12 protein-coding genes and 1 tRNA gene are annotated in these 14,759 nt (G+C 61.3%); 6 read left to right on the top strand and 7 right to left on the bottom strand.

The features are described 5' to 3' along the window. Positions 1–802 (bottom strand): trigger factor (tig, locus tag ACE3OH_RS10770; protein WP_374351930.1); only part of this gene is annotated, 802 nt, incomplete at its 3' end. 70 nt (positions 803–872) lie between these two features. Beyond that, positions 873–957: transfer RNA gene (locus ACE3OH_RS10765), tRNA-Leu, on the bottom strand. A gap of 276 nt (positions 958–1,233) precedes the next feature. Here ACE3OH_RS10765 and gspL point away from each other — a divergent pair. The 3 genes from gspL to gspN are packed head-to-tail and all read left to right on the top strand — an operon-like array spanning position 1,234 to position 3,586. Continuing rightward, on the top strand, positions 1,234–2,388 hold the full coding sequence (gene gspL, locus ACE3OH_RS10760) for a type II secretion system protein GspL (protein WP_374351926.1): 1,155 nt from the start codon (positions 1,234–1,236) through the stop codon (positions 2,386–2,388). Further along, on the top strand, positions 2,385–2,849 hold the full coding sequence (gspM, locus tag ACE3OH_RS10755; RefSeq protein WP_374351923.1) for a type II secretion system protein GspM: 465 nt from the start codon (positions 2,385–2,387) through the stop codon (positions 2,847–2,849). Before gspL ends, gspM begins: the two co-directional genes overlap by 4 nt. Next, a complete protein-coding gene (gene gspN, locus ACE3OH_RS10750) occupies positions 2,846–3,586 on the top strand; it encodes a type II secretion system protein N (RefSeq protein WP_374351920.1) in 741 nt (246 codons plus the stop codon). The genes gspM and gspN overlap by 4 nt, the downstream gene beginning before the upstream one ends. Before the next feature lie 25 nt (positions 3,587–3,611). Here gspN and ACE3OH_RS10745 read toward each other — a convergent pair whose 3' ends face one another. From ACE3OH_RS10745 to ACE3OH_RS10725, 5 genes are all read right to left on the bottom strand, one after another. Further along, entirely contained in the window at positions 3,612–4,148 is a 537-nt protein-coding gene (locus ACE3OH_RS10745; protein ID WP_374351917.1) for a hypothetical protein, read from the bottom strand. A 34-nt stretch (positions 4,149–4,182) separates the two neighbouring features. Further along, the gene (locus ACE3OH_RS10740; RefSeq protein ID WP_374351914.1) at positions 4,183–5,085 is read right to left on the bottom strand and encodes a YHYH protein; all 903 of its coding nucleotides are present in this window, start codon (positions 5,083–5,085) and stop codon (positions 4,183–4,185) included. Between the two features lie 34 nt (positions 5,086–5,119). After that, complete coding sequence (locus ACE3OH_RS10735) at positions 5,120–6,370, bottom strand: fibronectin type III domain-containing protein (protein ID WP_374351911.1); 1,251 nt, start codon at positions 6,368–6,370, stop codon at positions 5,120–5,122. A 77-nt stretch (positions 6,371–6,447) separates the two neighbouring features. Next, the gene (locus ACE3OH_RS10730) at positions 6,448–8,136 is read right to left on the bottom strand and encodes a metallophosphoesterase (RefSeq protein ID WP_374351908.1); all 1,689 of its coding nucleotides are present in this window, start codon (positions 8,134–8,136) and stop codon (positions 6,448–6,450) included. A gap of 109 nt (positions 8,137–8,245) precedes the next feature. Further along, on the bottom strand, positions 8,246–9,997 hold the full coding sequence (locus ACE3OH_RS10725) for a metallophosphoesterase (protein WP_374351903.1): 1,752 nt from the start codon (positions 9,995–9,997) through the stop codon (positions 8,246–8,248). Between the two features lie 205 nt (positions 9,998–10,202). On the opposite strand from ACE3OH_RS10725, the gene gltX reads away from it, so the two are divergent. The 3 genes from gltX (at position 10,203) to ggt (ending at position 14,611) form a co-directional block, all read left to right on the top strand. Further along, complete coding sequence (gene gltX, locus ACE3OH_RS10720; RefSeq protein WP_374351900.1) at positions 10,203–11,594, top strand: glutamate--tRNA ligase; 1,392 nt, start codon at positions 10,203–10,205, stop codon at positions 11,592–11,594. A 187-nt stretch (positions 11,595–11,781) separates the two neighbouring features. Further along, the gene (locus ACE3OH_RS10715; protein ID WP_374351897.1) at positions 11,782–12,618 is read left to right on the top strand and encodes a class I SAM-dependent methyltransferase; all 837 of its coding nucleotides are present in this window, start codon (positions 11,782–11,784) and stop codon (positions 12,616–12,618) included. A gap of 286 nt (positions 12,619–12,904) precedes the next feature. Continuing rightward, entirely contained in the window at positions 12,905–14,611 is a 1,707-nt protein-coding gene (gene ggt / locus ACE3OH_RS10710) for a gamma-glutamyltransferase (protein WP_374351894.1), read from the top strand. Positions 14,612–14,759: the final 148 nt, after the last annotated feature.

Raw genomic sequence — 14,759 nt, 5'->3', positions numbered from 1 at the left:
CGGCGCGCAGCTTTTCGATGTCGCCATCTTCAATGCCCAGGGCACGGGCGAAATCGGCGTTGATCTCTGGCAACACAGCAGCAGCCACGTTCTTGACCGTCACGGTGAACTGGGCGGTCTTGCCGGCCACGTCCTTGCCATGGTAGTCAGCCGGGAAAGCCAGATCGAAAGTCTTGCTTTCGTCTTCCTTCATGCCCAGCACGGCAGTGTCGAACTCGGCCAGCATCTGGCCTTCGCCAACCTGGAAGGCGAAATTGTCGCTGGAACCGCCGGCAAACGCCTCGCCGTCGATAGTGCCCTTGAAGTCGACGATGATGCGGTCGCCCTTCTCGGCAGCGCGCTCGACGCGCTCGAACTTGGTACGTTGCTTGCGCAGGATCTCGATGGTCTTTTCCACTTCAGCGTCGCTGACGGTGAGCAGCGGGCGCTCGATTTCCTTGGCCGACAGATCGCCAACCACCACTTCCGGGTAAACCTCGAAGGTGGCGCTGAACGAGAAGCTGCCATCGCCGGAAGGCTTGCCTTCAAAGCGCGGATATCCGGCAACGCGCAGCTGCTGGGCTTGTACCGCGTTGGCAAAGGCGGCCTGAACCTGCTCACCCATCACTTCTTCGTGAACCTGAGCGCCGTAGTTTTGCGCCACGATCTTCATCGGTGCCTTGCCAGGACGGAAACCCTGGATGCGGGCAGTACGGGCCACGCGCTTGAGGCGCGAATCAACCGCGTTTTGAATATCGGTAGCCGGAATGGCGAAATCGAGGCGACGTTCCAGTTGCCCCAGCGTTTCCAGTTGTGCTTGCATGGTCAAATCGATCCCGATTGCTAATTGCGTACAGACCACCGACCAGAAGCTGGTCGGCAATTGAATTTCGTGGTGCGAGAGGGGGGACTCGAACCCCCACACCTTGCGGCGCTGGAACCTAAATCCAGTGCGTCTACCAATTTCGCCACTCTCGCGCTACCCGCAGCGTATCGCCGCCCCGACCGGATTGCCGACCGGGAAACTACGCATACTGCAAACGGACAATCGGCGATTATAGGCGAGAGCGGCAGAAAAAAACAAACCCGTTCGGCAAACCAATCCATACAAAGCGCAACAACAAGTGTATGAATCGCGCCGCCCTGCCAGATGGCGGACCAGCCCCAGCCCTGCCCTGCACGCTACGCCGGTAGCGCCATAGCGCCGGCTTTGTCATACTGCGCGCCACCCATTTTGACCCGAGCGGCCACGCTGTGAGCACCCTGCGTCTGTTTGTAAGCGAGCACCATTTCCTCGACGACGGCCCGAGCGAGTACGACTGGCGACTACTCGACACCCCGGCCAGCAGCCGTGGCCGTTGCGGCCTGAAAACCCTGCCGGCCGCGCGCAATCTCGAGGTTTACCTGCCGCCGAGCATGGTATTGCGCGCCGGCATTACCCTGCCGCCCGGCGGGCGACGCCAGGCGCAACGCCTGCTTACCCATGCCCTCGACACTGTTCTGCTCGGCGCGCCGGAAGAGCAACAACTCGCCTATGTGCTTGAAGGCGACCGTTGCCGCGTAGCGGCGATCGAGCGCAAGCGTCTGGAGCGCCTGCTTGGCCTGCTGTCTGCCAGCGGGCGTCGTATCAACGCCATTTATGCCGCAGATATGCTGCTGAGCAGCGATGGCAGCAGCCTGCTCTGGTATGAAAACGGCTGGGCGCGCCGTCAGGGCGATGAAGCATTCTGGTTTGATGCCGAACAGGCAGCCATGCCACCAGCCTTGCTGAGTGCCGTGCCGCAGCAAGGCGCCTGGCAACTGGCACTGCCGGCCGGTGCGGCCGACACCGTCGATATCGCCGCCTGGCAAGCCAGCGGACTCACCGCAAGCCTGGCACATGGCGATGCCCTGCTGGCACCACTGGCCAAGGACGCCATCAATCTGCTGCAAGGCGAGTTCGCCTCCGGACCGCAGCTCGACATCGACTGGGCCCGCCTCACTCCCAGCCTGCGTTGGCTGGGCGGCGTAGCGGTGCTGGCCTGCCTGGCCTGGCTCAGCCAATGGTGGGAATGGCGCCAAGAAGAAAAGGCACTCAAGCGCAGTATGGACAGCGCCTTCGTAGCCGCCTTCCCCGGCACGCCGGTAGTCGATGCGCAGTTGCAACTGCGCGCCAAGCTCAAGAGCGGGCCAAGCCCGGCCAGCAATGATACGCTTTCCCGGTTGCTGAGCGTTGCGCCCATGCTGATGCCCAATGGCGAGGCCAAGCTGACCGGCATCGACTATGCCGACGGTCGCATCAGCGCCGACTACAAAGGCCGCGCCGAACAAGTAGCCAGCATCAATCAGGCCCTGCAGAGCCTGGGCCAGGTGCAACTGAGCACTGCCGCCGCCGACCATGTACGCCTGACCGTAAGCCTTAAACCATGACCGCACTTGCCCCCCTGATGCAATACTGGCGCCAGCGCAATGCGCGCGAGCGCGCCATCCTCACCGCCGGCGCGGCAATCGTGCTGTTGTCCTTGCTATATGCCCTGATCTACGAACCGATTGCGCGCGAGCGGCAACGCCTGCAGCGCAGCCTGCCCAATTTGCGCGCCGATGCGTCGCGCTTCAGCCGCGACCTGGCTCTGGCCAAGGGCAGCACCAGCAGCGCCGCCCCCAGCGATCTTGCCGCCCTGGCGGCCGCTGCCGGCCTTGGCAGCGATCTGGCCAAGATCAGCACCCCCGACAGCAAGCGCAGCCAACTGAGCGCCCACGGCGCCCCTTGGTCCAGCATGACCCGCCTGCTGGCCGATGCCCGCGCCCAAGGCTGGACGCTTACCCGCCTGTCGGCGCGCAGCAAGGATGGTCAGGCCAGCATGGATATCGAAGCGGAGTGGACGCGATGAAGACGCTGACACTGGGCGCCGGCCTGTTGCTCGGCGCCGCCACCGCCTTGTTCCTGCCGCTGCAATTGCCGGCCAGCGTGATTGGCAGCGTGCTCAATAGCCAAAGTCAGGGCAAACTCAGCCTGGTGGCCACGGATGGCAATTTGTGGCGCGGCAGCGCCCAGCCAGTGCTCAATGGCGAAGCGCTGGCCGAGCAGCTGCGCTGGGAGCTGCGCCCGTCCCAGCTATTGCGCGGCCGGCTCGAATTCGACATCGGCATCGATAGCGGCAGTGCAAAGCTGAGTATTGGCCCCGGCGGCATCAGTCTCAGCAATGCCGACATCAGCCTCGCTGCCGCGCCGCTATTCAAGCTGGATGAACGTGCCAAAGCCTATGCCCTGGCCGGCCAACTGCACCTGATGTCGCAAAACATCCACTGGGCCAAGGGCCAGCCGGAAGGCGCCCTGCTGCTGGAATGGCGCGGCGCCGGCTCCAGCCTGGCACCGTCGCTGAACCCATTGGGCGACTACCGCGTCACCGCCATTCCGTCCGGCAATGGCTGGCAGCTGCAACTGAGCACCCTGAGCGGATCGCTGCAGATCAACGGCAATGGCAGCTGGCAAGCCAGCCAAGGCTTCAACCTCGACCTCGGCCTGCGCGCCAGCCCGGGCAGCGAAGGCTCGCTCACCACCCTGCTGACCCGCATCGGCCCCGGCGCACCCAATGACGAGCGTCGGCTGAAATTCAATTTCAGATAGGCGCTTTATCGCGCTGACATCGAGGTCAGAACCGGATTTCCACAGGTGGCTTATCGCCAGCAAGCCAGCTTTGATGAGGGCGGTAAGACACCACCAGTGTCGGCATCATCGCTAGCGGCAATCGGGGTCGGAGTGTCTCGATCGGCTTGGTAGTGACTGCATCAGCATGAATCTCAACCAGATCGTCCGACGGATGATCAGTTGGCGCCACCACCAGCTGCATGGCGCGCTGCTGCAAGAGTGCTTGCACCCGCGAGGCTGTAGGCCAAGCCCAAGCCGACAATCTGGCCATTTCGCCATTCGCCGATTGCAGCACTGTTTCTGCTGCCAGCTGCGCTTGCGCCTTAACCAATTCGGCCTGCAAGGCAGGCATGGGCATGGATGAGTAGCGCAAGACAAAGCTCTGCTGCGATGCTTTCGGATCCAGGACCCGATGCAGCACCTCGATGTAGTTCAGCACAAACGCCACTACAACGTGGTTGGGCTCGCGCATCACCAAGGTCAGCCGGTTGGCTTGTAATTCGTGGGCCTGGCCGGGCAACAGCAGCAGCGCCAACAGCAAAGTTTGAATCCGGCGACCGCAATACATGGCGACCCTATCGACAGTAAGAAGTAGCAGGCTGCGTGGTGGCGCCGGCGGCGGAGACAAACTGAAAGTTCCAGCACAGGCTCTTGCCATTATTCTGCGGCTGGGCCAGCAAGGCCGCTAACGCCGTCCCGGTTACCAGCTTGTAGCGAATGCGGTAGCTTCCTGCGGCATTGGTATAGCTATCCTTGCCATCTTCCGTGCTCACGAACGATTTGGCCGATGTGAATTGCAATACCTGGTAGCCATCACTGGCATCAGTGCTCAGGGTCATATCGCTGACACCAAACGGCGTAACCGGCGGCTGGCGCATCGGCCGATATTTGGCGGCCTGATTGGCCAGGTCGGGGCTGGGCGTGCCGCGAAAGCAGGACAGCACATAAGGCGAGGCATCCGTTACATGGTAGCTATAGCCAGCCGGAGCATTGGGCACTGAGCTGGTATTGCCGCCACAGACACCATCGCGACCGGCCAGCGTGCCGTCGGCATTGTGGTAGCCAAAAATTGCAAAACCATCAAGCGCCCAACCGACCGGATGGGTATCCCAATAATTGGCCGGCTTGCCCGCCATCAGGCAGGTGGGGGCTGCGTGATAGTGGTAGTCATCAGCCCGACCAGCGTGGCCATTGCACACATCCAGCTCACCCAGCACCTTGGTATCACCAAACTGACAGCCCCCCTGCTTGCAAGGATTGAAGATGGGCACACCATTCACCGCCACGCCAATCGGGCCATCGGTTGCGGTGGTGGTGGTGGCGGCAACAGCCGGAGCCAGGGGAATCTTCCAGGCATTGCCACCCAAGAAATTCTGAGTGGTCGGCACCTGCAGATTGGTAGCCGTAATGCCGTTCATCATGGCATGGGTGGCAATGCCGTCGGAGCTGACATAGGCATAACTGCTATCGCAGCTCACGCTGACATTACCGGTGCTTGAAGCCCCCAAAGAGTTACGGATTCATGCAGGCTGCGGTCGAGCCAGGCGGGTTGCTCGGACGGGTGTAGCTGAGATTGAGCGCCGCGCTGGCGAGCGTCAGCGGCGCGATGGCACTGGCTAGAGCCTGTCCGCTTACCGGCGTGCCGGACAACGAGGGCGAGCCGGACAAGGCATACACGGTGAAGGTATACAGCTTGGCGCCAGGCCCTTGCGAGCAAGGAGCTTGGTAACCACGGAACGGGCCATCGCTGCCCACACCATACGTACCCACACCCAAGGCATCGCGGCCCATAGCGGTTGCGGTTGCAGGAATGCCATACACCACCCAATTCCACTTGGTCGTGCCATCGCCCGGCAAGGTGGTCATCAAAATCGCAAATTCCTTGGTGCCGGCGGGCGCGCCCGACCAGCTCAGCTGCGGGCTTGAGCCCATGCCATCGCAGGTGTAATCCGCCGGCATAGTACCGCCGTTGCTGCCTGCGCTGCTGCTTAGCGAGAACGTACCGCTGCTGGCGCCAACCGGCGTCACGACAACGGCAGCCGACGCGCTACCCGTGCCGTAGACATTGCTGGCCGAAACGGTACAGCTATAGCTGGTGCCGTTACTCAAGCCCGTCACCGAGATGGGGCTGCTCACCGCACTGGCAGACAGTCGCTGACCTCCAGCAACGCAGCTCGCGGTGTAGCTGCTGATGTCAGCCCCGCCGCTCGAAGCGGGCGCGGTGAAGCTCAGGGTGGCGCTGGCATTGCCAGCCACTGCCGTTACCGACTGCGGCGCACCTGGAAGGCCGCAACTGGCCGGCAATACTGTGCAACTGAAATCAGCCAGCTTGCCAAACGACACCAGCACATTGCCGGTATATGGCCCGTAGCCATAAACCAGGCCATCGGCAACACCCATATAACTCTGCGTTTCGGGGTAGTAGCGCAGCAGATACGGCGCAATGGTCTGGTCGGCCTTATGTCCAGGAAACAGACCCGGATAGGTGGACTCAGCCCAATCAAACAAGGCCGTAGGTTCAAGGCTTGCCGCCTGCGTGACTTGCAATGGCTGTGCCCGCGCCGACGCCAGGATCGCCGAACTGCGCACGCAACTGCTCCCTGCCACCAAGCTGACCCCATCGCTGCCACAATGCCCCGCGTCGACCGTTGCCGTTTGCGGAGCCGGCATCGGCATGGCTGACGTAGCATCCCGCGTATCATTGCAGGCCGCCAGGGTGCAGAACAGCATCGTCGTGATGATCAAATCATGCGGTTGCTTCATGGCTTCTCTCCTGCGATCTTGCCTGGCCCCACTGTGCGCCCACTTTGTGGAGCAATCGTGAAGGCCACTGGTGACAATCATGGAATGGTGTAGCTGAAGATGGTTTGCCCATTCACCTTGCCCGCCCCCTCATCCTTGGGCAGATAGGTGGCGACATAGTCCACCTTGACCCCACTGGGCGAAACCGTGACCCGGGTGTAGCCGGTGTTCGGGAACTTTTCTCCACTCTTGTAGGCATCGGCATTCCATAGGGTGTAATTCGGGTCGGCCGGTTCGGAGAGCGTCTGGTAGGTCACGCCGTCGAGCTGTTGATGCACCCAGATATGGTCGTGCCCCTGAAAGAAGATGGTCACGTGGTTATCCACAAACAGTTTGTGAATGGGCGAAACCCAGGTCGGTCGATTGGCGGTAAAGCCCGGAGTCACGCCATCGGCGTTGTTACCCCCCCATTCATACAGCTTGGCCAGCTCGATGCCGCCCCGACCGGTACCCATGACATGGTGGGCAAACACGAATTTGTACTTGGCCTTGCTGTCTTCCAGGGTCTTTTTTAGCCAGGCGTACTGCGAGTCCCCGTGAGTAACACTCCAGAGATTGGTGCGCTTGGTATCGCCATAGAAATTGTTATCGACGCAGAAAAGCGACGCCCAATACGGGTCAATCGTCACAAACAGGGCATCACCCCAAGTCCAGGCGTAGTAGTTGCGCAAGGACCCGATAAAGGGCACTTGTTCGGTATTGCCCGTATAAAAGCCGTCCGGCGCTGGCTCGGAATAATGCGAGTTGCGGGCGTTTTGTGCCCAGACGGCGATATTGTTAGCGGTGCCGTCCAACAGATAGCGCGCCGCCTGCTCATGGTTGCCATTGACCAGAAACACCGGCGCTGACTTGCCGACCACCCCCAGATAGGGCCGCTGAATGGTATAGCGCTCCACCACCTGCGCCTGATTCACCGTTGCCGGATTCAGCGTATCGACACTGAAATCATCGCCACTGGTGATGTAAAAATCGGGGTGATCTGCCGCCGCTGTCTGCAAGGTGCGGGTATACAACTCGCCATTGAACTGGCTGTTCACCCTCTCCGGGTGAGAGTCTCCCTGCACCGCAAAAGTGAAGGTTTCGCCCGCCGGCCGTTGGGTATGGAAGGTGTTTTCTTCGGCCGGCCCACTGCCAAGCCCATTGGCCGCCGCGTACCAAAGCCGATAGTAATAGCGTGTATTTGGCGACAAACCATCGATGCTGATTTCCACCGGCTTGGCAGCGACCAATGCCACGGGCGGAGTTTGCCCATCGTATTGCCCAGGCTGCTTGCCGTAGACCACATAGACGCTACCGGACTGCGAAGGCGAAAACACATTGGCCTTGATGCTGGTATTGGTTGGCGAACCCAGCACCACATTACCCGCAAAAGCACCCACGGCGACCGGCGCATCCCCCCAGCATGTGCCGTTGCAAAACAGGCGATTCCCTTCATCAAGACTGCTGAAACGTTGCCAGTTGCCACCGATTTCAAACCAGAGCCCACCCTGAAAGGTAGCCAATCCAGGCTTCACCGAATTTTGGTAGATCCGGTAGTAGGCAGTGTCGCTGCCAATTTGCACGATCTGCGAGCTTGCCGCCGGCGCAAAGTACTGTGGATAACGCAATTCAATCTTATCGAACAGCGCATCGGACTGCGCCTGACTTGGCAGCAGGCAAGGTGCGGAAATACAGTCAGCGCGTGCGGCCCAGGCGCACAGCAATAGCGCGAGCAAGTGGGTTTTCATGGCAATCTTTCGGTTTGAATGCGGTAAACAATGCTCGCCTCAGCAATAACAGGCCCGCGCTTATGCCTCAGCGCATCAGCCATTGATGCAGATCGCAGACCCGGCCGGCTCAAGGTGCGCTCACCGTCCAGCTGTCAGCGATTTCGCCGTTTTTGTGGCCCGCCGTCTCGTTTTGCGGCAGCCAGGAACGCACATAGTCGACCTTGACCTGCGTCGGACTCACCGTTACCCGTACATGTCCCGAACTACTGACGATGGTGCCGCTGGTGTAGTGATAAGCCTTGGCCAGATTTGCGCCACTGTTGTTATTGACCGCACTGGGCTGCGGAACCTCTTGATATACGATGCCGTCGAGGTCTTGCTTTACATAGACATGGTCATGCCCATGAAACACCGCGGTCACGCCATAACGCTTGAGTAAGGCGTGAATCGGCATACTCCAGCCTGGTCGCTGGCTGGCAAAGCCCGAGGTCACCCCGTCGTCGTTCATGCCACCCCACTCATAAAAAGGCGCCGCTTCAATTCCGCCGCGCATCTGACCATCAAGGCCACCAACCAGGCTATGCAGAAAGACGAACTTGAACTTGGCCTTGCTGGCAGCCAGGGTTTGTTCCAGCCAATGAAACTGGCTTGTGCCAAGTGTGATATCCCAGCCCTTGTTGGTACGTTTGCCGGTGTACCAGTAGGGATCCAGTGCCACAAACAGCGCGTCGCCCCACTGCCAGCTATACCAGCCCGCACGCTGACCTACATTCGGATCGACCGTGTCGTCACCGCTGTAAAAACGGTCAGGCACAGGATTCACAAAAAATTGCTGGCGCGCGGCATCGGCCCAATTCGCCAGATTTTGTGCACCACCAATGTTCAGCCAACCCGCTTCGCCTTCATGGTTGCCATTCACCAAGAACAGCGGCACCGAGTGCGCCATCAAGCCGAAGTTGCCCCGCTCGAACCAATAGCGCCACTGCACCTGAGCCTGCGTGGCAGCAGGCGGAATGGTGGGCGACAGGGGCGCATAGTGCTTTTCGCACATAAAGGTATCGCCCAGGTCGATATGAAAGTCCGGCGCGTCTGCCGAAATATTGGCCAGGGTGCGGCGGTACTGCGCCACGGCCGAGTTTTCATCCATGTGCGAATCGGCCTGTAGCGTGAAAGTGAAGGTACTACCGACCGGGCGCGCCGTATGAAAGCTGTGTTCATCGGTCGGCACGGCCTCGTTGCTGTCCGCCGATTGCAGGTAAAGGCGGTAGTAGTAACGGGCATTGGGTGTCAGCCCCGCCAACGCAATCGTCAGAGGTTTGCCGGCAGATAGCGCCACCGGGGTGGTCTGCTGCGCGTAGCTACCCGGTGTGGTGCCATACGCCAGATACACGGTACCGGTCTGGTCTGGCGCAAAGACGCTGACCTTGATCGATGTATCTTCCGGTACACCCAACACAATGTTGCCGCGGAAACTACCCTGTGCCGCTATTGGACCCAGGCAGCTGCCACTGCAGAAGGTCTGGTTGCCCTGGTCCAGCGAACTGAAGCGGGTCCAATTGCCCGCAACGGCATACCACAAGCCACCCTGGTAGGCCCCCAGACCATAGCCGCCTGTATCCGGATAGCTGCGATACAAAGCAGCGTCACTCCCAGAGCCCAGGGCTTGGGTAGCCGCGCTAGGGAAAAAGAATTGCGGGTAAAGTTGCTCGACGGCAGCAAACAGCGCACTGGCCTCCGTGTTTGCCGGTGCGATGCATGGCGCGACCGGACAGGCCGCAGAAGCAGTAGCACACAGCATCGCATTGAACAGGGCATTGAACCCAAGTCGGCGCAAAGGAGCATTCACCATCATCACCTCAATCGAAAATACGGCGTCCAAGCGAACTGCCTGCGACCCACCTAGCGGAACTCGAAAGGGAATATAGGGCGCATAAGACGTCCTTATCTGTTAAACCCCGGTAAATTCCCGTAAACGGCATGCATTTCTCTTCATCCACAACGCGATACGGGCCCTTACAGCCGGTTCGCCCAGAATCCGCAAGCCGGGTAAAATGCCGCCTCTTTGCATTCACTCCCGGCCCATCATGACCGTCCGCACCCGCTTTGCCCCCTCCCCTACCGGCCTGTTGCACCTTGGCAGTGTTCGCACCGCCTTGTTTACCTGGGCCTACTCGCGCCACCATCAGGGTGTGGCGGTACTGCGCATCGAAGATACCGACCTCGAACGCTCCACCCCGGAGTCGGTCAAGGCGATTTTTGATGGCCTGGCCTGGTGCGGCATCGATTTTGACGAAGGGCCCTACTTCCAGATGCAGCGCATGCCGCGCTACAAGGAAGTGATCCAGCAGCTGCTGGCCGAGGGCAAGGCTTATCTGTGCTACACCAGCCGTGAAGAGCTCGACCAGATGCGCGCCGAGATGGAAGCGCGTGGTGAGAAGCCGCGCTACGATCGGCGCTGGCGCCCGGAGCCGGGCAAGACCCTGCCTTTGATTCCGGCCGGCATCGAGCCGGTGGTGCGGTTTCGCAACCCGATCGACGGCGTGGTGGCCTGGGATGACGCAGTCAAGGGCCGCATCGAGATCAGCAATACCGAGCTGGACGACCTGATCATCGCCCGCCCCGATGGCACACCCACTTACAACTTCTGCGTGGTGGTGGACGACCACGATATGGCGATCACCCATGTGATCCGTGGCGACGACCATGTCAACAACACCCCGCGCCAGATCAATATCCTGCAAGCGCTGGGCGCCGCCATTCCGGTGTATGGCCACTTGCCGCTGATCTTCAACGCCGACGGCAGCAAGATGAGCAAGCGCAAGGACCCGGTGTCGGTGGTCGATTACCAGGATCTCGGCATCCTGCCGGAAGCCTTCCTCAACTACCTGGCCCGGCTGGGCTGGGGCCATGGCGACGAAGAGGTGTTCACCGTTGCGCAGTTCATCGAATGGTTTGATCTGGCCAATGTCAGCCCGAGCCCGGCGCGCTTTGATCGCGAAAAAATGCTGTGGATCAACCAGCAGCATATCAAGGCCGCCGATAACGCCCGCTTGGCCGAGCTGACCCGCCCCTTCCTCGCCAAGCTGGGCATAGAAGCCGGCCCGGCACTGGTCGAGGTGATTGCACTGTTGAAGGAGCGCGTCACCAATCTGGTCGATCTGGCCGCCCAAGCCAGCTATTTCTTCCGCCACGATGCGGCACCGGCCGAGCTGGCCGCCCAGCACCTGAACGAAGAAGGCCGCGCCCGCCTCGCGCGCCTGCGCACGGCACTGACCGCAATCGACAGCTGGGATGTGCCGACCCTGGCCGCCGCCATCAAGGCCTTTGTCGCCGCAGAAGGCGTGAAGATGCCCCTGGTCGGCATGCCACTGCGCGCCGCCGTCTGCGGCACCACCCAGACGCCATCGATCGACGCGGTACTGGCGCTACTGGGCAAAGCCGAAGTACTGGCGCGACTGGAACGGACGCTGGCTTAACCAGAGAGACTGTGTTTCTTTTCAGACTACTGCCCCGGCATGCCCGGGGCTTTTCTTATGTGCTCAAGGCTTGCGCAAGCTTTTCGCCCCCGCGCCGTGGCAGCGATACCTGATAGCAGCTCGCGAGCTTGCATCCACCCCCACCTACCCCGACAATGCGGCTCCACTTCACCATCAGGATGTCCGCATGAAACGCCTGTTGTCGCTGCTCGCCCTGTTTGCCCTGTCCAGCACTGCGCTGGCCGATGACGCGCTCAAGGCCGCCATTGCCGGCAGCCACCGCAGCCCGGCCAATGTCGCGCGCGATGCTGCTCGTCACCCGTATGAAACCCTCAGTTTCTTCGGAATCCGCCCGGATATGACAGTGGTGGAGCTGAACCCCGGCGGCGGCTGGTATACCGAAATCCTGGCGCCCTATCTTCGCGACAAGGGCGTGCTGTATGAAGCCACCTTCAGCGCCAGCTCGGACGAGCCGCGCAAGCGCGCCGCTACCGAGCGTTTCCAGAAGAAGCTGAATGAGCTGCCGGCCGTCTATGGCAAGGTCAAGCTGTCGGTGTTCGACCCGCCCAAGGCGCTGGCGATTGCGCCGGCCGCTAGTGCGGACATGGTGCTGACCTTCCGCAATGTGCATAACTGGATCGACCCGGCCGACGCCACGCTGAAGGCAGTGTTCAAGCACGCCTTCGATACCCTCAAGCCCGGTGGCATTTTCGGCGTGGTCGATCACCGCCTGCCGGAAGACCGCCCGCAGGACGCCACTGCCAGCACCGGCTATGTGCATGCCTCCTATGTGATCAAGCTGGCCGAAGGCGCCGGCTTCAAGCTGGCTGCGCAATCGGATATCAATGCCAACCCAAAGGATACTGCCGACCATCCGGAAGGCGTGTGGACCCTGCCACCGGTGTATGCGCTGAAGGACAAGGACCGCGCCAAGTATGAGGCGATCGGCGAGAGCAATCGCTTTACCCTCAAGTTCGTCAAGCCCGGCGCAGGCCCTGTGGAATCCACACCCAAAAACCCGTAGGCACGGAGTACACCGAGACCACAGCGCACACAGAGAAAACCGCCCGATTTTGTTGTTCTCGGTGTGCGCTGTGCCCTCCCTGTTCTCTGTGTCGACAGGTTCGGCCTTTTGCGGACCATCGCGGATAAAGCGACTCCGATGAGGCACAAAGGCTGCAAGCACCGGCCGATTCGCAGGTCGGAAGGTGTTCCGACTGCAATATTTGGCATGCCAGGTATCACCCGCGGCCGTCGGAATGAATTCCGACCTACCCATTTCTTCAACTCACTCCGCTGTTCACGCCACCATGCACCCATCTCGCATCCGTCTCAGCCTATTGCTCCTGCTCACCAGCCTGAGCCATGCCGCCAGCGTCGCGCCGGTGGCGGCGGAGCAAGGCATGGTGGTGACGGCGCAGAAATACGCGACTGAGGTCGGCGTCGATATTTTGCAGCGTGGCGGCAATGCCATTGATGCGGCGGTGGCGGTGGGCTATGCGCTGGCAGTGGTCTACCCGGCCGCCGGCAATCTGGGCGGTGGCGGCTTTATGACGGTGCAGCTGGCCGACGGTCGCAAGACTTTTATCGATTTCCGCGAAAAGGCGCCGTTGGCAGCCAGCGCCAATATGTATCTGGACGACAAGGGCGAGTTGATATCCGGCGCCAGCACCCGCGGTTACCGGGCAGTGGCGGTTCCGGGCACGGTGGCCGGGCTGGAGCTGGCGCGGCAGCGCTATGGCAAGCTGCCACGCAAGGATTTGTTGGCGCCGGCAATCCGTCTGGCCGAGCAGGGTTTTGTACTCGATGCCGGCGATGTGGCGATGCTGAGCGCCGCCACCGAGGACTTCCGCAAGGATGCGCCCTCAGCGGCCATCTTCCTCAATAAAGGCGCGCCCTGGCAGGCTGGCGACAACCTGCAACAAAAAGACCTGGCGGCCACCCTGCGGCAAATTGAAGCAAACGGCGCCGACGGCTTTTACCACGGCCCGGTTGCCGCCGCCCTGGTCGCGGCCAGTCAACAAGGTGGCGGCTTGATCAGGCAGGCCGATCTGGACCAATACCGCGCCCGTGAATTGGCGCCGATCGAGTGCGACTACCGTGGCTACCATATCGTGTCGGCACCGCCACCGAGCTCGGGCGGGGTGGTGATTTGCGAGATCCTGAATATTGTCGAGGGCTATCCGCTCGGCAAGCTGGGCTTTGGCTCATCCGCCGCCCTGCATGTGCAAATCGAGGCGATGCGTCGCGCCTATGCCGACCGTAACCGCCTGCTGGGCGACCCGGATTTCGTCAACAACCCGGTGGCCCGCCTTACCGACAAAGCCTATGCCGCCCGCGCCCGCGCCAGCATCAAGCCGGACCGCGCCAGTCGGGCAAGCGATATCGCCAGCGGTGTGAGTGCTGAGGAAGGCAGCAATACCACTCATTACTCGATCGCCGATCGTGCCGGCAATGTCGTGGCGGTCACCTATACGCTCAATGGCTGGTTCGGCGCCGGCGTCACCGCCGCCGGCACCGGTGTGCTGCTCAATAACGAGATGGACGATTTCACCAGCAAGGTGGGCAGCGCCAACCAGTTCGGACTGGTGCAGGGCGAGCCCAATATCATCGCGCCGGGCAAGCGGCCGCTCAGCTCGATGAGCCCGACCATCGTCAGCAAGGATGGCAAGCCGCTGCTGGTGCTCGGCACGCCCGGCGGCAGCCGCATCCCCACCACGGTGCTGCAAACCCTGTGGAATGTGCTCGACTACGGCATGAACTTGCAGGAAGCAGTCAATGCGCCACGCATCCATCAGCAATGGCAGCCGGAAACCACCTTTCATGAGCCACAGGCGCTGAGTAGCACGGTGCAAGAGCAATTGATCGCCATGGGCCACAGCTTCAAGGCATCACGGCCGGGCAACCATATCGCCGCCATCATGATCGGTGCGCCCAGCCTGGCCGCCAAGCCCGATGGCAAGTTCTACGGCGCCAATGATCCGCGCCGTGGCACCGGGCTGGCCAAGGGGTTTTAAGCATTCACCGGCGATGGCAGGCGCTTGGAGCCTGCCGCTCAGTTCATCCCTTCCGCCTCGCCCCTCGGGCCACCTGATTCTTGTTTCTTTATGCAAACACACAGCACCAAACCGGTCGCAAACAAACCACTCACCTCGATACGTGGCG

This window comes from Chitinimonas sp., assembly GCF_041904975.1.
In the GTDB taxonomy this organism is placed as follows: Bacteria; Pseudomonadota; Gammaproteobacteria; order Burkholderiales; family Chitinimonadaceae; genus Chitinimonas.
This window is presented reverse-complemented; position numbering and strand designations above follow the sequence as displayed.

What these genes read in the sequence shown, in the direction of transcription:
- gspM (WP_374351923.1), top strand. Translation starts at nt 2,385, where the DNA reads ATGACCGCACTTGCCCCCCTGATGCAATACTGGCGCCAGCGCAATGCG.
- gspN (WP_374351920.1), top strand. Translation starts at nt 2,846, where the DNA reads ATGAAGACGCTGACACTGGGCGCCGGCCTGTTGCTCGGCGCCGCCACC.
- ACE3OH_RS10735 (WP_374351911.1), bottom strand. Translation starts at nt 6,370, where the DNA reads ATGAAGCAACCGCATGATTTGATCATCACGACGATGCTGTTCTGCACC.
- ACE3OH_RS10730 (WP_374351908.1), bottom strand. Translation starts at nt 8,136, where the DNA reads ATGAAAACCCACTTGCTCGCGCTATTGCTGTGCGCCTGGGCCGCACGC.
- gltX (WP_374351900.1), top strand. Translation starts at nt 10,203, where the DNA reads ATGACCGTCCGCACCCGCTTTGCCCCCTCCCCTACCGGCCTGTTGCAC.
- ACE3OH_RS10715 (WP_374351897.1), top strand. Translation starts at nt 11,782, where the DNA reads ATGAAACGCCTGTTGTCGCTGCTCGCCCTGTTTGCCCTGTCCAGCACT.
- ggt (WP_374351894.1), top strand. Translation starts at nt 12,905, where the DNA reads ATGCACCCATCTCGCATCCGTCTCAGCCTATTGCTCCTGCTCACCAGC.